Annotated in this window: 20 protein-coding genes; 17 read left to right on the top strand and 3 right to left on the bottom strand. The window is 42.8% G+C overall.

The window, feature by feature from the left end:
* Positions 1 to 18 precede the first annotated feature (18 nt).
* Positions 19 to 759 (top strand): NAD(+) synthase, encoded by a 741-nt coding sequence (gene nadE, locus ACPF7I_RS10580; protein WP_430743361.1) that lies wholly within the window; start codon positions 19 to 21, stop codon positions 757 to 759.
* 78 nt (positions 760 to 837) lie between these two features.
* Positions 838 to 1,533 (top strand): YhcN/YlaJ family sporulation lipoprotein, encoded by a 696-nt coding sequence (locus ACPF7I_RS10575; protein ID WP_430743362.1) that lies wholly within the window; start codon positions 838 to 840, stop codon positions 1,531 to 1,533.
* Between the two features lie 164 nt (positions 1,534 to 1,697).
* Here the strand turns inward: ACPF7I_RS10575 and ACPF7I_RS10570 are convergent, their stop codons facing one another.
* On the bottom strand, positions 1,698 to 3,029 hold the full coding sequence (locus tag ACPF7I_RS10570; RefSeq protein WP_430743363.1) for an IS4 family transposase: 1,332 nt from the start codon (positions 3,027 to 3,029) through the stop codon (positions 1,698 to 1,700).
* Between the two features lie 172 nt (positions 3,030 to 3,201).
* On the opposite strand from ACPF7I_RS10570, the gene ACPF7I_RS10565 reads away from it, so the two are divergent.
* The 8 genes from ACPF7I_RS10565 to yajC all read left to right on the top strand — a co-directional run bounded on the left by ACPF7I_RS10565 (position 3,202) and on the right by yajC (position 8,863).
* Complete coding sequence (locus tag ACPF7I_RS10565; RefSeq protein WP_430743364.1) at positions 3,202 to 3,939, top strand: YebC/PmpR family DNA-binding transcriptional regulator; 738 nt, start codon at positions 3,202 to 3,204, stop codon at positions 3,937 to 3,939.
* A gap of 64 nt (positions 3,940 to 4,003) precedes the next feature.
* Positions 4,004 to 4,459, top strand: a complete 456-nt coding sequence (locus tag ACPF7I_RS10560) for an intercompartmental signaling factor BofC (RefSeq protein ID WP_021093893.1) — start codon at positions 4,004 to 4,006, stop codon at positions 4,457 to 4,459.
* A 100-nt stretch (positions 4,460 to 4,559) separates the two neighbouring features.
* Positions 4,560 to 5,153, top strand: coding sequence for a Holliday junction branch migration protein RuvA (gene ruvA / locus ACPF7I_RS10555; RefSeq protein WP_430743365.1), 594 nt, complete (start codon positions 4,560 to 4,562; stop codon positions 5,151 to 5,153).
* Between the two features lie 13 nt (positions 5,154 to 5,166).
* Entirely contained in the window at positions 5,167 to 6,165 is a 999-nt protein-coding gene (gene ruvB, locus ACPF7I_RS10550; RefSeq protein ID WP_430745901.1) for a Holliday junction branch migration DNA helicase RuvB, read from the top strand.
* Entirely contained in the window at positions 6,165 to 6,368 is a 204-nt protein-coding gene (locus ACPF7I_RS10545) for a DUF2905 domain-containing protein (protein ID WP_091702224.1), read from the top strand. The genes ruvB and ACPF7I_RS10545 overlap by 1 nt, the downstream gene beginning before the upstream one ends.
* A gap of 24 nt (positions 6,369 to 6,392) precedes the next feature.
* On the top strand, positions 6,393 to 7,424 hold the full coding sequence (gene queA / locus ACPF7I_RS10540; protein WP_430743366.1) for a tRNA preQ1(34) S-adenosylmethionine ribosyltransferase-isomerase QueA: 1,032 nt from the start codon (positions 6,393 to 6,395) through the stop codon (positions 7,422 to 7,424).
* A gap of 20 nt (positions 7,425 to 7,444) precedes the next feature.
* Positions 7,445 to 8,584, top strand: a complete 1,140-nt coding sequence (tgt, locus tag ACPF7I_RS10535) for a tRNA guanosine(34) transglycosylase Tgt (RefSeq protein WP_430743367.1) — start codon at positions 7,445 to 7,447, stop codon at positions 8,582 to 8,584.
* Between the two features lie 15 nt (positions 8,585 to 8,599).
* Positions 8,600 to 8,863 carry a preprotein translocase subunit YajC gene (gene yajC / locus ACPF7I_RS10530; protein ID WP_430743368.1) on the top strand — a complete coding sequence of 88 codons (264 nt, stop codon included), beginning with the start codon at positions 8,600 to 8,602 and terminating at the stop codon, positions 8,861 to 8,863.
* A 24-nt stretch (positions 8,864 to 8,887) separates the two neighbouring features.
* Here yajC and ACPF7I_RS10525 read toward each other — a convergent pair whose 3' ends face one another.
* Positions 8,888 to 9,262, bottom strand: a complete 375-nt coding sequence (locus tag ACPF7I_RS10525; RefSeq protein ID WP_430743369.1) for a TIGR04086 family membrane protein — start codon at positions 9,260 to 9,262, stop codon at positions 8,888 to 8,890.
* 91 nt (positions 9,263 to 9,353) lie between these two features.
* Here ACPF7I_RS10525 and ACPF7I_RS10520 point away from each other — a divergent pair, with 91 nt between their 5' ends.
* Positions 9,354 to 10,001, top strand: a complete 648-nt coding sequence (locus tag ACPF7I_RS10520; protein ID WP_430743370.1) for a DUF421 domain-containing protein — start codon at positions 9,354 to 9,356, stop codon at positions 9,999 to 10,001.
* On the opposite strand, the gene spoVB is transcribed toward ACPF7I_RS10520, so the two are convergent.
* Entirely contained in the window at positions 10,002 to 11,525 is a 1,524-nt protein-coding gene (gene spoVB / locus ACPF7I_RS10515; RefSeq protein ID WP_430743371.1) for a stage V sporulation protein B, read from the bottom strand.
* A gap of 91 nt (positions 11,526 to 11,616) precedes the next feature.
* Between spoVB and ACPF7I_RS10510 the strand changes: the two genes are divergently transcribed.
* The 6 genes from ACPF7I_RS10510 (at position 11,617) to ACPF7I_RS10485 (ending at position 20,401) form a co-directional block, all read left to right on the top strand.
* A complete protein-coding gene (locus ACPF7I_RS10510; RefSeq protein ID WP_430743372.1) occupies positions 11,617 to 11,889 on the top strand; it encodes a post-transcriptional regulator in 273 nt (90 codons plus the stop codon).
* A gap of 94 nt (positions 11,890 to 11,983) precedes the next feature.
* Positions 11,984 to 14,230: a protein translocase subunit SecDF gene (gene secDF / locus ACPF7I_RS10505; RefSeq protein ID WP_430743373.1), complete on the top strand. Its 2,247-nt coding sequence runs from the start codon at positions 11,984 to 11,986 to the stop codon at positions 14,228 to 14,230.
* A gap of 83 nt (positions 14,231 to 14,313) precedes the next feature.
* Positions 14,314 to 15,204 (top strand): cation diffusion facilitator family transporter, encoded by an 891-nt coding sequence (locus ACPF7I_RS10500; protein WP_430743374.1) that lies wholly within the window; start codon positions 14,314 to 14,316, stop codon positions 15,202 to 15,204.
* Positions 15,205 to 15,257: 53 nt separating this feature from the next.
* Positions 15,258 to 17,618: a single-stranded-DNA-specific exonuclease RecJ gene (recJ, locus tag ACPF7I_RS10495; protein WP_430743375.1), complete on the top strand. Its 2,361-nt coding sequence runs from the start codon at positions 15,258 to 15,260 to the stop codon at positions 17,616 to 17,618.
* A complete protein-coding gene (locus tag ACPF7I_RS10490) occupies positions 17,584 to 18,096 on the top strand; it encodes an adenine phosphoribosyltransferase (RefSeq protein WP_430743376.1) in 513 nt (170 codons plus the stop codon). Before recJ ends, ACPF7I_RS10490 begins: the two co-directional genes overlap by 35 nt.
* A gap of 106 nt (positions 18,097 to 18,202) precedes the next feature.
* Positions 18,203 to 20,401 (top strand): RelA/SpoT family protein, encoded by a 2,199-nt coding sequence (locus ACPF7I_RS10485; RefSeq protein ID WP_430743377.1) that lies wholly within the window; start codon positions 18,203 to 18,205, stop codon positions 20,399 to 20,401.
* Position 20,402 lies beyond the last annotated feature (1 nt).

Here is a 20,402-nt window from a genome sequence, read left to right as displayed (position 1 = left end):
AGAAAGGGATGTACATATATGGAACAAAAAATTGAAAAACTAATTACATGGCTTCGTGAACGGGTACAAGAAGCTGGAATGAATGGAGCGATCGTCGGCATTAGCGGCGGAATCGATTCTGCTGTCGTTGCCCATTTAATTAAACGAGCGTTTCCTAACAACTCGTTAGGATTAATTATGCCGTGTAAAAGCAATCCGAAAGATAAAGAAGACGCATTAAAAGTTGTCGAAAGTTGTGGGATTGATTACCATGTCATTGACTTAACAGAAACGCATCGTGTACTATTTGGCGAAATTGAAAAGCAATTAAAAGGAAAAGGGCAATGGAACGAGCAAGCGGCTCGCCTTGGGGATGCAAATACACGCGCGCGCTTGCGCATGACGACGTTGTATGCTGTGGCGAACAATTACGGTTATCTTGTTGTCGGAACGGATAATGCGGCGGAATGGCATACAGGGTATTTTACAAAATACGGTGACGGTGGCGTCGATTTAGTGCCGCTCGTTCATTTCACAAAAGGGGAAGTGCGTGAAATGGCGCGCATTCTCGGTGTACCAGAAGAAATTATTACGAAAGCACCGAGTGCCGGACTTTGGGAAGGACAAACGGACGAAAACGAAATGGGTACAACGTATGATATGATTGACAAATATTTAAAAGGTGAGCCCGTTCCAGAACGAGACCGTGCAATTATTGAGCGACTTCATGAACGTTCGCACCATAAACGGCAATTAGCCATTGCTCCGCCAAAATTTTAACAGCGATAAAACCTCTTTTTTGCGCCAAGCTAATGATGTAGACGCATTGTCTACAAAAGCAAAAAGGGGGTTTTTCCTTTGCGGAAACGAATCGTCGCTCTCGGTGCAGTCATTGCACTTAGTGGATTAGCAGCTTGTAATAACCAAGCGCTTGATACGCGCTATACCGACCGTACACGCCCGATCGGGTATTACTCGAACGAAAACGATATGACCGGCTTTCAATACGGTCGTTACGGGACGGAACGTTTAAACGGAAACGTTCGTCAAGTGCGCGATAATGATGGACCGATTACAGAAATGCTTGATCGGGGGATGGATCGAACAACGCGAACACCGCAAGTCGATCGCAATTTTAGTCGTGCTGACCGAAACTATCATGGACATTTAAATGCGATGGATGAACGCACACGTCCGTCGTATTACCGCAACTATAACGGGGCGTTAGCTGAAAAAATTGCAAAACGTGCAGCAAACGTAGAAAATGTGAAAGATGCGCGCGCCGTTGTCTCAGGAGATCGTGTCGTCGTTGCCGTATCGACGACAGATAGAAATACGGTGCGCGTGGAACAACTTGTCCGCCAAGCGATCGCTCCATTGACATCAGGAAAAACGGTGCGCATCGTAACAAATGAAAGCATGTATAACCGTATTCGCACGCTCGATAATGATATTCGCGACGGTGGTCCAATGGATCAACTAGAGCGTGATATTCGCGACATATTTAATGATATGGGCGACATGATGGAACGTCCATTTATGAATCGTGGGTAACAAGAGCAGGGGGCTACCCCCATACCCGTCAAGTTTAGTGTTAAGGGTCGTTGTGTCCATACGCAATGTTTGTGATCATTAGCTGAAGAAAAAGAATACCACATGTTTTAGGCATGCCAAATAACCCTCTTGGAGAGGGTTATTTGGCGTTTTTATGAATCTAATCAATAAATACCCAATTTAACCAAGAGATCCGATGCCGTTTCTTTTCCTTTCCTTCGATCCTTTCTTCCGTGTTTTCTCAATAGAAGGAGGGGAGAAGAAAGGCTGATTTCTTCCTTGGATAGGCGCAAAAGCAGTTGTTGCCAATAGAATTGGAGAACATCTAGTGCTTTCCGTTCGCTGATTTGAATCCCTTCTGTTTGTTGCCAATACGTTCGAGCTTGAAACAGAAAGGTCTGAGTCACCAAAATGGCAATCAACGTCCCATATACATGGCATTCGAACCGTTCTTTCTTCATCTTTTTCACTTTCTCCAAATCAAAAACGGACTTCCACGCTTTAAACAGCAGTTCAATTTGCCACCGCAAAGAATAAAGCTCATAAACCTGTTGCCCATCAAACGACTCTTGTGGTAAATTAGTCAGTAAGATGTGGTATTTCTTTTGTTCGAGGGTTTGGCGTGTCAGCGCCTTCCCTTTTCTTTTTTCCCTTTTTCGCACATACGCCACCCGTTTTTGCCATTCTTCTTCCGTCAAACGTCGAAAAATCAAGCGTGGGATATACAAACGCTCATACCCGATGTATACATGTTCCATTTCTACTGATTCCCCTTCCTTTAATTGATTCCCAAGAGATTCCCAATCCCATTCCTTCCACTGGCTATTCTCTTTGATATACACTTTCATATCGGAACGGAGCCGAGTAATATAATACGCTCCTCGGGCGTCGATCTCGGTTAGTGCGGCAACGGAGAAAAAGCCCAAATCCCGAATACATAGGTCATTCGGCAAAATCGTGTGCTGGGCATGATAGGCAAAACGGGCGTCCGAGTCATTGGCCGATTGAACGCATAGTTGAAGACAGGCACCAGACAACAAGTCATATTCAAACTGAATTTTCGCTCCTGATGAGACGGAACCTCGGTAGTCCTCCCCGTAGTCGGCAGGAACCAAAAAACTGGTCGAATCCAAAATCCGCAAGCGAGTAAAACACGTCCGGTAGGTTTGGATGGTGGACCAAAGCAATGGGCGTTGTCGTTGGAGGAGAAGGAAAAACACTTCTCGCAAAAACGCCACGGCTCGCTCGGTAAAGCGCTGATTCAATCCTTCGCTGGACAGGGAACAGTCATGGCGGAGCGTGAGAGACGTACATAACCGTTGGAGTGATTGTTGTGCCAGTGAGCCATCTCCCCATGCACAAAGAGTCAAAAATGCTTCTGCCGTTAATGCCCGTTTTCGTTGGATAAATCCTGTTTCTTGAGCAAGATGAGTCAATGTCTTAGGTGAGAAAAGTTGGCGGATGGTTTTCATCCATGCTTGCATTTGATTTTCCATAGAAAAAATCCTTTCTAACGAAGAGTATTCGCTAGAAAGGATACCATGTTTTTAACGGTGTACAAAGGCCCAAATTCTTAACTTGATGGCTATGGGGGCTACCCCCTGTTCTTTTTTATTTATTTTTGGTATAGTTTTTATGGACATTTTTCACATATGAGAGGGGATCCGAATGGCAGGACATTCCAAGTGGAAAAATATTCAACGGCGTAAAAATGCACAAGATGCGAAACGCGGAAAATTGTTCATGAAGCTTGCAAAAGAAATTTATGTAGCTGCTAAAATGGGCGGAGGCGATCCGACGACAAACGCGACGTTGCGTCTTGCGATTGAAAAAGCAAAATCAGCGAACATGCCGAATGAAAACATTGAGCGTGCGATTAAAAAAGCAACAGGCAATCAAGAACATACACATTACGAAGAGATTCGTTATGAAGGATATGGACCGGGTGGCGTAGCGGTCATGGTCATTTGTTTAACAGATAATAAAAACCGTACCGCATCTAACGTTCGTGTCGCGTTCTCGAAAAATGGTGGAAACTTAGGAGAAACGGGATGCGTATCGTATTTATTTGATCGAAAAGGATTAATTGTCATCGCTCGTGAAGATTTAAACATAGACGAAGATGAGATGTTGTTACAAGCGATCGAAGCAGGGGCAGATGAAATGGAAACGACGGAAGATTCGTTTGAAATTTACACATCCCCTGAACAGTTTGAGCAAGTAAAAAATACGTTAGCTGCGCAAGGGTTTACGTTTGCGACGGCTGAAATCACAATGATTCCGCAAACATATACAACATTAACAGGCGACGATTTAACGAAAATGTTAAAGCTTATTGATATGCTTGAAGATGATGATGATGTGCAAGAAATTTACCATAATTTAGATGAATCGATGTTAGAATAACGGTCTTGCGATGGCAAGACCGTTTATTTTTGGCGAAAATGGTCAACATATGAATGAGGTGAGAATGATGAATATTGTCCTTACACTATGCCTTAGTTTATTTTTGACACAACACACATCTCCTGTACAGATGACAGTCATTTTAGAAACGGTATATATGGATGGAGAGGTGAGCGAGGAAATAAGAGAAGAAACAGTAATATCGATGAAAGACATTTGGAACAAATATAAAGATTGGCAGCTCATCAATATGGATGACGAACAAATTGTTTTCCAACGTTACGTTGATGACCTTTCGCCATTAACGAAAGCAGGGTATTTCGGTCTGACTGAAGATGGCACGCTTTCTATTTTTGAAGGAAAACCTGGTGAGTCATCTCGCGTCATTCAGTCGTTTTTTCAAATTGATGTAAAAAAACTTGAAAGTCACGAACGAGAAAAGCTGAAAAAAGGTATTTCTGTTCGCTCGAAAAGAAATTTTGAACGGGTCATCGAAGCGTATGAGCCATTTGGAAAATAAGTCCGCGCATAACAGCGGACTTTTTTCATGAGTGACTTGCGCTTTCCGCTTTTCTCATCTTATGTTAAAATGAGAGGCGTGAGAAAAGGAGGACGGGGCTTTGATTGAATTTATTCGCGGCTATGTAGATTACGTTTGTCCGGAATATATTGTTATTGAAAATAACGGAATAGGCTATCAAGTTTTTACCCCTAATCCGTTTTCATTCCAAACGAATAAACAACAACAAATCGTTGTATATACATATCAGTATGTGCGTGAAGATGTCCTCGCCCTTTATGGATTTCATACGCGCCAAGAGCGAGCGCTATTTGCTAAATTATTGCAAGTGTCGGGGATCGGACCAAAAGGGGCGCTTGCCATTTTAGCGGCTGGTCAACTTGAACAGCTTGTTGAAGCGATCGAAGCGGAAGATGATAAGTTTTTATGTAAGTTTCCAGGAGTAGGAAAGAAAACAGCACGACAAATGATTTTAGATTTAAAAGGAAAATTGCAAGCAGTCGTCCCAGACGCTTTTCCGAATTTATTTACGGAGCGGATTGAAGAAACAGACCCGCTTTCTGAAGCGCTTGAAGCGTTAAAGGCGCTCGGTTATGCTGAGAAAGAAATTCAAAAAGTTGTGCCTATATTAAAACAAGAGCAGTTAACGACAGAAGGATATATTAAGCTCGCTTTACAAAAACTATTAAAGTAAGGGAGGATGCATGATGGAAGAGCGTCTCATTTCAAGCGCGGCCGATTACGACGATGCCTCGTTTGAATACAGTCTTCGCCCAAAGCAGTTGCGAGAATATATCGGGCAACAAAAAGTAAAGGAAAACTTAACTGTATTTATTGAAGCGGCGAAAATGCGGGGAGAGACGCTTGATCACGTATTGTTATATGGCCCACCAGGGCTTGGAAAAACGACGCTGGCTGCCATTATCGCAAACGAAATGGGCGTTCAATTGCGTACAACAGCTGGACCAGCGATTGAGCGCCCGGGGGATTTGGCTGCCATTTTAACAACGCTTGAGCCGGGTGATGTACTATTCATTGATGAAATACATCGCTTGCCACGAGCAGTGGAAGAAGTGTTATATCCGGCAATGGAAGACTTTTGTTTAGATATTGTCATTGGGAAAGGGCCGGCCGCTCGTTCCGTCCGCCTCGATTTGCCGCCGTTTACGCTTGTAGGGGCAACGACGAGATCGGGGGCGCTTTCTGCCCCGCTTCGCGACCGTTTCGGTGTATTAAGCCGATTAGAGTATTATACGCCAGAAGAACTTGCTCATATTGTGAAGCGAACCGCCCACATTTTTGCTGTCGAAATTGAAGAAGAAGCAGCGTTTGAGATTGCACGCCGCTCGCGTGGAACACCGCGCATCGCGAACCGATTGCTGCGCCGCGTGCGAGATTTTGCTCAAGTGCGGGGCGATGGAACGATTACGTTTATTTTAGCGAATGAGGCGCTTGAACAATTGCAAGTTGACCGTTTAGGATTAGACCATCTTGACCATAAACTATTAAAAAACATGATGGAGAAGTTTCGCGGAGGTCCGGTCGGATTAGAAACGATCGCCGCTACAATTGGTGAGGAGGCGCAAACGATCGAAGACGTATATGAACCGTATTTATTGCAAATTGGCTTTTTGCAGCGAACACCGCGGGGACGGGTTGTCACATCGCTTGCTTACAACCATTTCGGTTTGGAGGTGCCGCGCTAATGAACTTGCCAAAGACGATCATGCTCATTGGCGTCATGTTTATCATCGTTGGTTTTCTCATGCAATTTATTAAACTTGGGCGCTTGCCTGGGGACATTGTTATTAAAAAAGAAAATGCGACATTTTATTTTCCAATTATGACGTCCATCATTTTAAGCGTCGTTTTATCGCTTATTTTTTATATCATCGGTCGTTTTCGTTAATAGGGTAAAGAAAGGGACGTGAATATGAAAGTAGATTTATTTGATTTTCATTTACCAGAAGAGCTTATTGCGCAAACCCCATTGCCAAATCGTGAAGCATCACGTCTGATGGTACTTCATAAGAAAACAGGGGAAGTGACGCATGAACGAACGTTTCGTGCCATTTTATCGTACTTGAAAGAAGGGGACTGCCTCGTTTTAAACGATACGCGTGTATTGCCAGCGCGATTGTATGGAGAAAAAGAAGGAACAGGGGCGCACATTGAGGTGCTTTTATTAAAACAGCTTAGTGGAGATCAATGGGAAACGCTTGTGAAGCCGGCGAAACGTGTGAAAATAGGAACAACGATTTCATTCGGTGATGGACGTTTACGCGCGGAGTGTGTCGCTGAACTTGAGCATGGGGGACGTGTGCTTTCGTTTTCATATGATGGCATTTTTCTTGAAGTGCTCGAGTCGCTTGGTGAAATGCCGCTTCCTCCGTACATTAAAGAACAGCTTGACGATCGCGACCGATATCAAACGGTGTATGCGCGTGAAGCTGGTTCTGCGGCGGCGCCGACGGCAGGGTTGCACTTTACTGAACAACTTCTTGATGATGTGAAAAAAAAGGGAGTCCATCTTGCTTTTATTACGTTACATGTCGGATTAGGTACATTTCGTCCGGTGAACGTGGAAAATATTGAAGAACATGATATGCATGCGGAGTTTTATCAAATGACGGAAGGTACTGCTCAATTGCTAAATGATGTCAAAGCAAAAGGTGGACGCATTATTGCCGTTGGTACGACATCAACGCGCACGCTTGAGACGATTGCTTCTCGCCATCAAGGAACGTTTGTCGCAGAAAGCGGCTGGACGGATATTTTTATTTATCCCGGTTATACGTTTCGTGCTATTGATGGAATGATTACAAATTTCCATTTGCCAAAATCAACGCTCATTATGCTTGTTAGCGCATTAGCTGGAAGGGAAAACGTGCTGCGTGCCTATGAAGAAGCCGTAAAAGCACGTTATCGCTTTTTCAGCTTTGGCGATGCGATGCTTATTATATAAAACGAGAAAGGGGACTATATGTGACACCAATTCGTTACGAACTCATTAAAACGTGTAAGCAGACAGGCGCGCGTCTCGGCATATTGCATACGCCGCACGGATCGTTTGAAACGCCGATGTTTATGCCTGTCGGTACACTTGCGACGGTAAAGACGCTTTCTCCGGAGGAATTAAAAGAAATGGGAGCTGGCGTCATTTTAAGCAATACGTATCATTTATGGCTTCGCCCAGGCCATGATATCGTGAAAGAAGCAGGCGGTCTCCATACTTTTATGAATTGGGATCGCGGAATTTTAACAGACTCCGGCGGATTCCAAGTATTTAGTTTAAGTGAATTTCGTCGCATCGAGGAAGAGGGAGTATATTTCCGCAACCATTTAAATGGCGATAAACTATTTTTATCGCCAGAAAAAGCGATGGAAATTCAAAATGCGCTCGGCTCCGATATTATGATGGCGTTTGATGAATGTCCACCGTATCCTGCCACGTACGAATATATGAAACGGTCGGTTGAACGGACGAGCCGTTGGGCAGAGCGATGCTTAAAGGCGCATCAACGTCCGAATGAACAAGGACTGTTCGGTATCGTACAAGGCGGGGAGTTTGAAGAACTTCGCAAACAGAGCGCGCAAGATTTAGTATCGCTCGATTTCCCAGGATATGCGGTCGGCGGATTATCGGTTGGTGAGCCGAAAGATGTGATGAACCGTGTATTAGAATTTACAACGCCGCTATTACCAGCGAATAAACCTCGTTATTTAATGGGTGTTGGCTCACCAGACTCACTTATTGACGGAGCGATTCGCGGCATTGATATGTTTGACTGTGTGTTGCCGACGCGCATCGGTCGCAACGGAACAGTGATGACAAGCGAAGGGCGCGTCGTCATTAAAAATGCGAAATATGCGCGCGATTTTACGCCGCTTGATCCGAACTGTGACTGCTATACGTGCCGCAATTACACGCGCGCGTACATTCGTCATTTAATTAAATGCGATGAAACGTTTGGCATTCGACTTACGTCTTACCATAACGTCTACTTTTTGATAAAATTAATGGAGCAAGTTCGACAGGCCATTCGCGAAGATTGCCTTGGCGATTTCCGAGAGCAGTTTTTTGAACAATACGGCTTTAATCAGCCGAATGCAAAAAACTTTTAAAAGGGGGTGAAAAATATGGAAACGTTAGTTAGCTTACTACCAATCATTTTAATGTTTGCGATTTTTTACTTTTTGCTTATCCGCCCACAACAAAAGCGCCAAAAGGCTGTTCAACAAATGCAGGCGAACTTGCAAAAAGGAGACAAAGTGATTACGATTGGCGGGTTGCACGGCATCATCGATTCGCTCGATGAACATACGGTTGTCATTCGTGCCGGTGACGGTTCACGTCTTACATACGATCGTGCGGCCATTCGTGAAGTTGTCAACGAAAAATAAGACAGGTTGCGGCCTGTCTTATTTTTATGCGCTTCGTGATTTCGATGTCGCTACATTGACGCCAATCATGCCACCAACCATGGCCGTAATAAGAAAACCAGCATGGTATCCCCATTGTTCGAGCGAAAACATTTGATTCATTCCGAGAAATTGGAATAAAAAAATGATCGTTGTAAAGATGATGCTCGTTGCTCCACCAAGCATCCAGCCGCGCTCTTTCCCTTTTCCGCCTGCAATAAACCCGCCGAAAAATAATGATAAAAATGCGAGACCGTGTATGATCCATTGCAATGACGTTTCATCATAACTTGTCAACTTCAATAAAAGCGCAAATATAAAACTACATATGATGGCGCTTATAAAAATTGTCACGACCCCATGCAAAATAGCGCGAATCATCTTTATCCCTCCTTACTACATTTAGTACAAACATATTCCATTGTCCATTTGTTTAGAATAAAAACGTAGAACAAATGAGGAGGAAATAAAGGTGGAGTACGTCACGATTATTTTGCGAACGTTACTGTTGTACGGAGCTATTTTATTTATTTTTCGCATCATGGGGAAAAGGGAAATTGGGGAGTTGAGCATTTTAGACTTAGTTGTTTTTATTATGATTGGGGAAATGGCGGTCATTGCGATCGAGCAGCCGAAAGATCCGATTTTCCATACGCTCGTTCCGATGATTGTATTGACAATCGCCCAAATCGCCTTTGCATTTTTTTCTTTAAAAAGCGAAGCGTTTCGGCGTCTCGTTGATGGATCGCCAACCATCATTATTAACAACGGAAAAATTGATGAAAAAGCGATGCGAAAGCAACGGTACAATTTTGATGATTTACTTATTCAATTGCGTGAAAAAAATATTAAAAACATTGCGGACGTTGAATTTGCCATTTTAGAGCCGTCCGGTAAACTGTCTGTATTTGAAAAAGAAAAAGGGAAAAAGAAAACACCGTCTTTAGCCTTGCCTCTCATTAAAGACGGTATCATTCAAAAAGAACATTTAACATTGATCAATCAAACGCCCACGTGGTTAATAAAGCAACTAGAAAAGCTCGGATATAAACGAATTGAAAATATTTCTTATTGTACATATGAAAATGGGACGTTCTACATTGATGAAAAAGATGAATGATTAACGAAACAATTGGCGAAATTCATCTTTTTCAATTAAGCGAAACGATTGTGCAAGAACGACATATATGAATGTCATCATTACGATGACAACAATCGTTTTCATAAGCAATGAAAACGGCAAAATTGGAACGAGCATATGTCCAATTGCTGCAACTGAAACGATAACGATGAAATGAGCGACATATTGTTTGATATATAAAGTAAGCGAAATCGCTTTAACGATTGTAGCAGCGTGTAATAACGTGACAATCATAATGCCGACCGTAATGGCTAGCGCAGCCCCCATAATGCCGAGCGACGATTGAGAAGCGAGCCAAAAAATAAGCGCAGTTTTGATCACGGCACCGATTAAGCTATTTGTCATCGCTTCTTTTGCTAAATCAAGTGCTTGCAATACAGCTTGCAACGGCCCTTGCAAGTAGTAAAAGATGAAAAACGGCGCCATAACTTTAACAAAGATTGCTGCTTGATTAGCTCCATACATCAAATACATGATTTCTTCCGCTAATACGTACAACACGACAATGGACAATCCCCCAGCGAAAAGCGATAACCGTACAGCTTGATGTAACCGATATTCAATTAAACGATGCTGCTTTTGGGCGGCGGCTTCGCTAATGGCTGGGACGAGCGAAGTGGCGAGTGCGTATGTAATAAACGATGGAAGCATTAGAAGGGGGAGCGCATATCCGGTAAGCTCCCCATATTGTTTTGTCGCATCAGTTGCAGTGATGCCAGCGAGCGCTAAACTTTGTGCAACGACGATCGGTTCAAAAAACCATGCAATCGATCCAATCATCCGGCTTCCAAGAGTTGGAACAGCGATGCGCATAAGCGAAACAAACGTATCTTTCCCTTGTTTGACATATGCAAAAAAACGGTATCGAATGCGAATCGGCTTTTTTCGTTTAAACGTAATAAACAAATAAATAAGGGAGACAAGCTCGCCAACGACGGCAGAAATCATCGCGCCCGCCGCGGCATATTCGATACCATACGGTAAAAAGGCGGTTGTAAAAGCAGCGATGAGCGTAATGCGCACCGCCTGTTCAAGCAATTGGGAATACGCATACGGTTTCATTTGCTGTCTTCCTTGAAAATAGCCACGTAAGACAGAAGAAACGGCGACAATCGGGACAACCGGTGCAATGGCGACGAGCGGGTAATATACGCGCGCATCTGTAAACAACGTTTCAGAAAGAATAGGGGCAACTGCGAGCAACGTTGGAAAAAAGATTAAACTTAACACCGTTGTCATACATAAAGAAACGACTAATATTTTTTTTACTTTTCTTTTGTCACCTAAAGCTTCTGCTTCCGCAACGAGTTTAGAAATGGCAACAGGCAATCCAAATTGCGTAATCGTAATGGCTAGCACAAGCGTCGGCACTGCCATCATATATAATCCGACGCCTTCTTCACCAATGAGACGGGCCACGACGATACGATTAATGAATCCGAGTACACGTGTTAATAATCCTGCGATAATTAAAATGATCGTCCCTTTTAAAAATTTAGACATGTTCCTCCCTCTCTTCTCAAATGAGGTCATCTTTTATACAATGAAATATATGCATATGTTGGCCAAGCATGACAAAATGGGGGAGATGACCGTGAATCGGGAACAATTAATGCCAGCTTTACAGTGTAAAGTAGATGAGTTAAAGCTGCTCGGCTACGAACACGCGACGATTGAAGATGTATGGAATTGTTTAATGGTGAAAAAATGGAAAAAAAATAATGAGGAGAAGCGGTTATTTGAGCTTGTGAACGATGTGTTATCATTACGTGCAACGGATTATATGGCCTATATTATGACAAAAGAGCAAAAGCACGACCGTTGGTTTACGGAAGAAGGTCTTTCAGAATTAGAACAGTTGTTTTAATCTTTCATTTGGAAATTGACAGAAAGTGTACTGTCATTCATAATTTGTTTTGTTGGTAAAAATTCTGGTATGTCCAGAATCGAGGAGGATTTTTATGGTAAAACGTAGTCGCATCATTGCTTTTTTCCTTCTTGTCGTTTTATTAGGCGGCATGATGGGAACGACAGCAGAGAAAATTGTCAAAAATATTAAACTCGGCTTAGACTTGCAAGGTGGTTTTGAAATTTTATACGAAGTGAAGCCGACAAAAGAAGGAGAAAAAATTACGAAAGATGTATTGCTTAGCACGGTAAGCGCATTAAATAAACGCATTAACGTGCTTGGAGTAAGTGAACCGCGCATTGATGTAGAAGGAAACGATCGCATTCGCGTTCAGTTAGCAGGGGTGAAAGATCAAAATAAAGCGCGCGAAATTTTATCTACAGAGGCGAAATTAACGTTTCGCGACGTACATGATAACGTATTGATGGATGGAAGCGACCTCGTTGAAGGAGGCGCAAAACAAACGTTTGATGATAAAGGAAAGCCAAGTGTGGCGATTCGATTAAAAGATGCAAACAAGTTTAAAGAAGTGACACAAAAAGTATTAAGCATGGCACCAAATAATGTGCTCGTTATTTGGCTTGATTTTGAGGAAGGCGTTGACTCATACGCAAAAGAGGTAGGAAAAGAGCATCCGAAATTTATTTCGGCGGCCCAAGTCAATGAAGTGTTCAACCAGACGGACGTTTCTATCGTTGGAAACTTTACCGTTGAAGAAGCGAAACAATTAGCGGATTTATTAAATGCGGGCGCGCTTCCTGTGGAATTAAAAGAAATTTATTCAACATCGGTAGGTGCACAGTTTGGAGAGCAAGCATTACAAAAAACGATTTTTGCAGGAATCATTGGTATTGCGCTCGTCTTTTTATTTATGATCTTGTTTTATCGCTTGCCTGGGATTGTTGCAGTCGTCACTTTAAGCGTATATATTTACCTTATTTTACTCGTCTTTGATTGGATGAACGGTGTGCTAACGTTACCGGGAATTGCTGCACTCATTCTTGGGGTTGGGATGGCAGTCGATGCAAACATTATTACATACGAGCGAATAAAAGATGAGTTAAAGCTTGGAAAATCGCTTATGTCAGCGTACCGCATCGGAAATCGTGGTTCTTTCGGCACGATTTTAGACGCGAACATTACAACGATCATTGCTGGCGTTGTCTTGTTTGTATACGGGACGAGTTCGGTAAAAGGATTTGCAACGATGCTCATCATTAGCATTTTAGCAAGCTTTATTACAGCAGTATATGGTACTCGTCTATTGCTCGGCTTGCTCGTGAAAAGCCGCTTATTCGATAAAAAACCGCATTATTTTGGCGTCAATTCGAAAGATATATTAGATATTGCAAAAGTAACAGATGATACAGATGTTCCGACAAAATTTGCACGTCTCGATTTTGTGAAACGAAGCAAACTATTTTTCATGATTTCAGGAGCGATGGTCGTTATTGGACTTGCGTTACTGTTGACCGCTAAATTAAATTTAGGCATTGATTTTTCAAGCGGAACTCGTGTCGATTTAATGAGTGAAAAACCGCTCACAACAGAAGAAGTGAAGCAGGAATTAAGTGAATTACGTCTTAAGCCGAAAGATGTCGTTCTGTCAGGCAATAACAACGAGATGGCGATTGTACGTTTTCTCGGTGTACTTGACCAAAAAGAAATTTCACAGTTAAAATCCCATTTTAAAGAAACATATGGCATCGAGCCAAACGTAAGCACGGTATCGCCAACGGTCGGAAAAGAACTAGCGCGCAATGCGTTTATTTCTGTACTCATTGCGTCAATTGGGATCATTATTTACGTTACCGTTCGCTTTGAAATGTATATGGCGATTGCGGCCATTGTTGCGCTGTTGCACGATGCGTTTTTCATTATCGCTTTCTTTAGTTTGACGCGTTTAGAGGTCGATTTAACGTTTATTGCCGCTGTATTAACGATCGTCGGTTATTCAATTAATGATACTATCGTGACGTTTGACCGCATTCGTTATTTAATGAAAAAGCGGACAGTAAAAACGGTGGATGATTTAAAAGATGTCGTCAACAAAGCATTACAACAAACATTTGGTCGCTCTTTAAATACGGTATTAACCGTTGTGTTTACCGTTGTCGCCCTTTTATTGTTCGGCAGTGAAGCGATTCGCAATTTCTCATTTGCGTTGCTTGCTGGCTTAATTTCCGGCACATATTCTTCGCTTTTTATCGCAGCACAATTATGGCTCATTTGGAAATCGAAACAATTGAAAAAAGGAAAACAAAAACGCGAACAATGGGAAGCAGAACCAGAAGTATAAACGTCGTGGCGCATGCCGCGACGTTTTTTCATGGAGTGAATAGGATACACTAAAAAAAACAAAAGAGAAAGGAAGCGAATGGGGTGAATGAACAAACGCGCTTTCAACAGGCTCAATTTGCCGCTATAGTTGGCGTTGTCGGCAACATTATTCTGGCGGTAATTAAAGGGTGGATCGGAATGATCGCAAACAGTAAGGCACTTATTGCTGATGCGGTACATTCTGCATCTGACGTGGCCGGATCATTTGCCGTATGGATTGGCTTGCGTGCAGCCAAACAACCTCCTGATGAGGATCACCCGTACGGACATGGGAAAGCGGAGTCAATTGCTGCTATTATTGTCGCGGTTTTGCTTTTTCTCGTCGGAATAGAAATTGGAACATCTTCTTTTTCTTCATTTTTTCATCCGATTGAACCGCCGAAAATGATAGCTGTATATGCGGTCGTTTTATCGATCGTCGTGAAAGAGGCGATGTTTCGTTACAAGTATGCATTAGGAAAAAAAATTAAAAGCGATGCCATTATCGTGAACGCCTACGAACATCGTTCAGACGTTTTTTCATCGCTCGCTGCCCTCATCGGCATCGTCGCTGCCATCGTTGGACAAAATATCGACATTCGTTGGCTTATTTACGCCGACCCTGTTGCTGGGCTATTTGTTTCGCTTCTCGTTTTAAAAATGGCGTGGAAGTTAGGAGCAGAGTCAATTCATCATGCGCTTGACCATGTGTGGCATGAGGAAGAAACGATAAACTTGCGCGAAGCTGTTTTGTCATTTTCAGAAGTAAAGCGCATTGATTCGCTTTATGCTCGTCAACATGGTCATTATGTTGTTGTTGACTTAAAAATTGCCGTGTCGCCACACTTAACGGTTTTGGAAGCACATGATATTGGAAAAAAAGTGAAAGAAAAGTTATTGTCATTTCCACAAGTGCATAATGTGATGGTGCATATTAATCCATACGATGAATAAATTGCCCCTTAGCCTATTGTTTTGTATAATAAAAAGGTTGAGGGGTGAATGACATGTTAGCATCGAAAACCCGCTGGAACATAAAACAAGTAAACGAACGACAAGTGCAAATGATTGCGCAAGCGTTACATATAGCTCCGCTCGTTGCTACATTGCTTGTTAGCCGCGGCTATGATACCGTTGAAGCCGCTCGTTCTTTTTTTGAGCAAAAGCAATCGTTTCACTCACCATTTTTGTTAAACGATATGGAAAAAGCGGTTGAGCGAATAGAGAAAGCGATTACAAACGGTGAACATATTCTCGTTTTCGGTGATTACGATGCCGATGGGGTAAGTAGCACAGTTGTGATGGTAAGTGCGTTACGGGAAAAAGGAGCGAATGTTTCCTTTTACATTCCGAACCGCTTTTTAGAAGGGTACGGCCCGAATGAACAAGCGTTTCGGCTTGCGAAAGAACAAGGTGTCTCGCTAATTATTACAGTCGATACAGGCATTTCCGCTTTGCATGAAGCGAACGTAGCAAAACAGCTTGGCATCGATTTAATTATTACCGATCACCATGAACCGGGTCCTGTGCTTCCTGAATCGTATGCGACGATCCATCCGAAAATTAGTCCAAATTATCCGTTTAAGCATTTAGCCGGCGTCGGTGTAGCATTTAAACTCGCTCATGCGCTTATCGGGCGCGTGCCATATGAGTGGCTTGACATTGTTGCGATCGGGACGATTGCCGATCTCGTTCCGCTTCAAGATGAAAATCACTTATTTGCTCGGTTAGGCATTGAACAATTTCGGCAAACGAACCGCCTTGGCTTACAGGCGCTTTGTAAACAATGTGGCGTATCTCATACGGCGGTGACAGAAGATACGATCGCGTTTATGATTGGCCCGCGCATCAATGCAGCTGGCCGCCTCGATTGTGCCGATCCAGCTGTTCAATTGTTGTTGACGACAGATGTGCATGAGGCGGACATGCTCGCTGAACAAATTGATATGATGAATCGCGAGCGTCAACAACTCGTAAACGACATAACAGAAGAAGCGATTCAACTCGTTGAACAACATTATGCCGACGACCGCGTGTTAGTTGTAGCGAAAGAAGGATGGAATGTCGGCGTCATTGGCATTGTTGCTTCGCGATTAGTGGAACGATTTTACCGCCCGACGATCGTTTTAAGTATAGATCAAGAAAAGGGAGTTGCGAAAGGATCAGCGCGCAGCATTGAGGGGTTCGATTTATTTGCCAATTTGTCAAACTGCCGCGACATTTTACCGCATTTTGGTGGACATCCGATGGCTGCAGGGATGACGCTTTCTTTACATGATGTACATGAATTACGTCACCGTCTAAACGAGGCAGCGAAGCAACAGCTAACTCCTGAACATTTCATTCCCGTCACGCATGTCGATGTATGCTGTTCGATCTCGGACGTTTCACTTGAATTAATTGAACAAATGAATCGGCTTGCACCGTTTGGCATGGGGAATCCGAAACCGCGTGTTCTTCTCGAACATGTGCAGCTTGATACGTTACGAAAAATTGGAACAGATCAAAGTCATTTGAAGCTGTTGTTAGTTGAAGATGGAAAAACGTTAGAAGCGATCGGATTTGGCTTTGGACATATTGGCGATGAAATTGCACCGAACGCCCGTCTTTCGGTCGTGGGAGAGCTGTCTATTAACGAATGGAATAACTTTCGCAAACCGCAATTAATGATTCAAGATATAGCTGTAAATGAGTGGCAGCTGTTTGATGTCCGTCATATTCGTCATCCAAGCAAGTTCATGGCATCGCTTCCGAAAGAAAAGCGGTTATTTATTGCTTTTCATCGCGACACGGCAGATGCGTTGCAATTGTCCGCCTATGCTAATGAAATTGTTTATGTGCAAGGCGAACAAGAAGCGGAGATTGATGTGAGTGGAAAGTATGTCGTCCTTCTTGACTTACCTCCATCGCAACAAATCGTTAAAGTTTTATTAAGTTGTAGTTTACCTGAACGCATTTATGCGTTATTCTATCAAAGGGAGAGTCACTTCTTCAGCGTGTTGCCAACGCGCGAACATTTTAAGTGGCTGTATTCTTTTTTGCATAAGCGTAGTCCGTTTGATGTGCGGCGTTACGCAGACGATTTAGCTCGCTCGCGCGGTTGGACGAAAGAAACGATTTTGTTTATGATTCAAGTGTTTAGAGAGCTTGGCTTCATTACAGTCGAAAACGGGATCGTTTCCTTAGCACGTGATGTACAAAAGCGGGATTTAACGGAATCGCCGTCTTATCGGCTGAAACAAGCGCAAGCGGAGCTTGAACATATGTTTTTATATTCATCTTATGCCCAACTAAAACGTTGGTTTGATTCACTGTATGAGGAGGAAAAAGTCAATGGATTTAAAACAATACGTCACGATTGTTCCTGATTTCCCAAAACCAGGTATTCAATTTAAAGATATTACAACGATTATGGATAAAGGAGAAGTATATAAATACGCGACAGATCAAATCGTTGAATATGCGCGAGAAAAGAAAATTGATGTCGTCGTCGGGCCAGAGGCGCGCGGATTTATTATCGGTTGTCCGGTTGCTTACGCGCTCGGTGTTGGATTTGTTCCTGTTCGGAAAGAAGGGAAATTACCTCGCGAAGTCATTCGCGTGGAATATGGCTTAGAGTACGGCAAGGACGTATTAACGATGCATAAAGACGCGATTAAGCCAGGGCAACGCGTTCTCATTACAGACGATTTATTAGCGACAGGTGGAACGATTGAAGCAACGATTAAGCTCGTGGAACAACTTGGCGGTGTCGTCGCAGGTATTGCGTTTTTAATTGAATTAACGTACTTAGAAGGTCGCGAGAAGTTAAAAGGATACGATATTTTAACGCTAATGCAATTTTAAGGAAGGAGGGGCAAAACGCTCCTCTTTTTCACATCGTTGCTCTTTACATTTAAAAAAATTTTCATGATAATATTGTCAATACGTTTAAAATAAAAAAGGTGATTGCATGGCAAATGAACAAGTATTAACGGCGGAACAAGTCATTGAAAAGGCGAGCCGTTATTTGTCGAAAGACGACATACAGTTTATCGAACGGGCATATGAGTTTGCGAAAGAAGCGCATCGTGAGCAATATCGGAAGTCTGGAGAACCGTACATTATTCATCCGATTCAAGTGGCGGGTATTTTAGTCGATTTGGAAATGGATCCTGCAACGATTGCAGCGGGATTTTTACATGATGTTGTTGAAGATACAGCTGTGACGAAGGAAGATTTAGAAAAAGAATTTGGCAAAGAAGTAGCGATGCTCGTTGATGGCGTGACGAAGCTTGGAAAAATTAAATACAAATCACATGAAGAACAACAAGCGGAAAACCATCGAAAAATGTTTTTAGCAATGGCGCAAGATATACGGGTGATTTTAATTAAGTTAGCGGACCGTTTGCACAATATGCGCACGTTAAAACATTTGCCGTTAGAGAAGCAGCGCCGTATCGCCAATGAGACGTTGGAAATTTTCGCACCGCTTGCGCATCGTCTCGGAATTTCAAAAATTAAATGGGAGCTCGAAGATACAGCGCTCCGCTATTTAAATCCGCAACAATATTATCGGATTGTCAACTTGATGAAAAAGAAGCGTGCGGAACGTGAGCAATATTTAGAAGAAGTCATTCGAGAAATGCGTGAACGGTTGAACGAAGTCGGCATTCAGGCAGAAATTTCTGGACGTCCGAAACATATTTATAGCATTTACCGAAAAATGATTTTGCAAAATAAACAATTTAACGAAATTTATGATTTGCTTGCTGTGCGCATTATCGTTGAAAGCATTAAAGACTGTTATGCGGTTCTTGGCATTATTCATACATGTTGGAAGCCGATGCCGGGGCGCTTTAAAGATTATATTGCCATGCCGAAGCCGAATATGTATCAATCGCTTCATACGACGGTTGTCGGTCCGAAAGGCGAGCCGCTTGAAGTGCAAATTCGGACGTTTGAGATGCATCATATTGCGGAATTTGGAATTGCTGCCCACTGGGCATACAAAGAGGGAAAGACGATTCGTCCAAATACGTTTGAAGAAAAACTATCATGGTTTCGCGAAATTGTCGAATGGCAAAACGAAACGAACAACGCCGAAGAATTTGTAGAGACGTTGAAGATGGATTTATTTTCTGACATGGTGTTCGTTTTTACACCAAAAGGCGATGTCATTGAACTTCCAGCTGGTTCGGTGCCGATTGATTTTGCATACCGCATTCATTCAGAAATCGGAAACAAAACGATCGGGGCGAAAGTAAACGGAAAAATGGTGCCGCTCGATCATCCGCTTCAAACGGGAGATATCGTTGAAATTTTAACGTCTAACCATTCATACGGTCCAAGTCAAGACTGGTTGAAAATCGCACAAACATCGCATGCGAAAAATAAAATTCGACAATTTTTCAAAAAGCAACGTCGCGAAGAAAACGTTGAAAAGGGGAAAGAGCTCGTTGAAAAAGAAATTCGCAACATGGGCTTTGACGTAAAAGAAGTGCTTACTGCGGAAAACACGAAACGTGTTGCGGAAAAATTTAATTTCGCCAGCGAAGAAGACATGTATGCCGCTGTTGGCTATAACGGCATTACCGCGGCTCAAGTGGCTCATCGCTTAACAGAAAAATGGCGCAAACAACGCGACTTAGAAGAGCAAGCGAAACGCCTGTCGGACATGCTACAAGAAGCAAAAACGATTGCACCGATGAAAAAGCGCGATTTTGGCGTATGCGTCGAAGGTGTGGACAATTTGCTTATTCGTTTGTCGCGCTGTTGCAATCCGGTTCCGGGCGATGAAATTATCGGTTTTATTACAAAAGGTCGTGGCGTTTCCGTGCATCGTGCGGATTGTCCGAATGTACTTGCAGAAGAAGCAAAAGAGCGGCTCATTCCTGTTCAATGGGAGAGCAGTGCAAATTGTCAACGAGAATATACAGTCGATATCGAAATTACTGGTTACGATCGGCGTGGCTTGCTTAATGAAGTATTGCAAGCTGTAAATGAAACAAAAACGAATATTTCGGCTGTATCTGGAAGAACAGATCATCGAAATAAAATGGCGACGATTCATATGACGATTTTTATTCATAACGTAAGCCATTTACAAAAAGTTGTTGAGCGCATTAAACAAATTCCAGATATTTATTCAGTAAGACGGATTATGAACTAGA

Source organism: Anoxybacillus dikiliensis (genome assembly GCF_050613275.1).
Lineage (GTDB): Bacteria > Bacillota > Bacilli > Bacillales > Anoxybacillaceae > Anoxybacillus.
Note: the sequence above shows the minus strand (reverse complement) of the source record. Positions and strands in the feature narration are given on the sequence as shown.

Bases quoted from the DNA above. Each gene is read 5' to 3' on its own strand.
- nadE (WP_430743361.1), top strand. From the start codon at position 19: ATGGAACAAAAAATTGAAAAACTAATTACATGGCTTCGTGAACGGGTA.
- ACPF7I_RS10570 (WP_430743363.1), bottom strand. From the start codon at position 3,029: ATGGAAAATCAAATGCAAGCATGGATGAAAACCATCCGCCAACTTTTC.
- ACPF7I_RS10565 (WP_430743364.1), top strand. From the start codon at position 3,202: ATGGCAGGACATTCCAAGTGGAAAAATATTCAACGGCGTAAAAATGCA.
- ACPF7I_RS10560 (WP_021093893.1), top strand. From the start codon at position 4,004: ATGATGAATATTGTCCTTACACTATGCCTTAGTTTATTTTTGACACAA.
- ruvB (WP_430745901.1), top strand. From the start codon at position 5,167: ATGGAAGAGCGTCTCATTTCAAGCGCGGCCGATTACGACGATGCCTCG.
- ACPF7I_RS10545 (WP_091702224.1), top strand. From the start codon at position 6,165: ATGAACTTGCCAAAGACGATCATGCTCATTGGCGTCATGTTTATCATC.
- queA (WP_430743366.1), top strand. From the start codon at position 6,393: ATGAAAGTAGATTTATTTGATTTTCATTTACCAGAAGAGCTTATTGCG.
- yajC (WP_430743368.1), top strand. From the start codon at position 8,600: ATGGAAACGTTAGTTAGCTTACTACCAATCATTTTAATGTTTGCGATT.
- ACPF7I_RS10525 (WP_430743369.1), bottom strand. From the start codon at position 9,262: ATGATTCGCGCTATTTTGCATGGGGTCGTGACAATTTTTATAAGCGCC.
- spoVB (WP_430743371.1), bottom strand. From the start codon at position 11,525: ATGTCTAAATTTTTAAAAGGGACGATCATTTTAATTATCGCAGGATTA.
- secDF (WP_430743373.1), top strand. From the start codon at position 11,984: ATGGTAAAACGTAGTCGCATCATTGCTTTTTTCCTTCTTGTCGTTTTA.
- recJ (WP_430743375.1), top strand. From the start codon at position 15,258: ATGTTAGCATCGAAAACCCGCTGGAACATAAAACAAGTAAACGAACGA.
- ACPF7I_RS10490 (WP_430743376.1), top strand. From the start codon at position 17,584: ATGGATTTAAAACAATACGTCACGATTGTTCCTGATTTCCCAAAACCA.
- ACPF7I_RS10485 (WP_430743377.1), top strand. From the start codon at position 18,203: ATGGCAAATGAACAAGTATTAACGGCGGAACAAGTCATTGAAAAGGCG.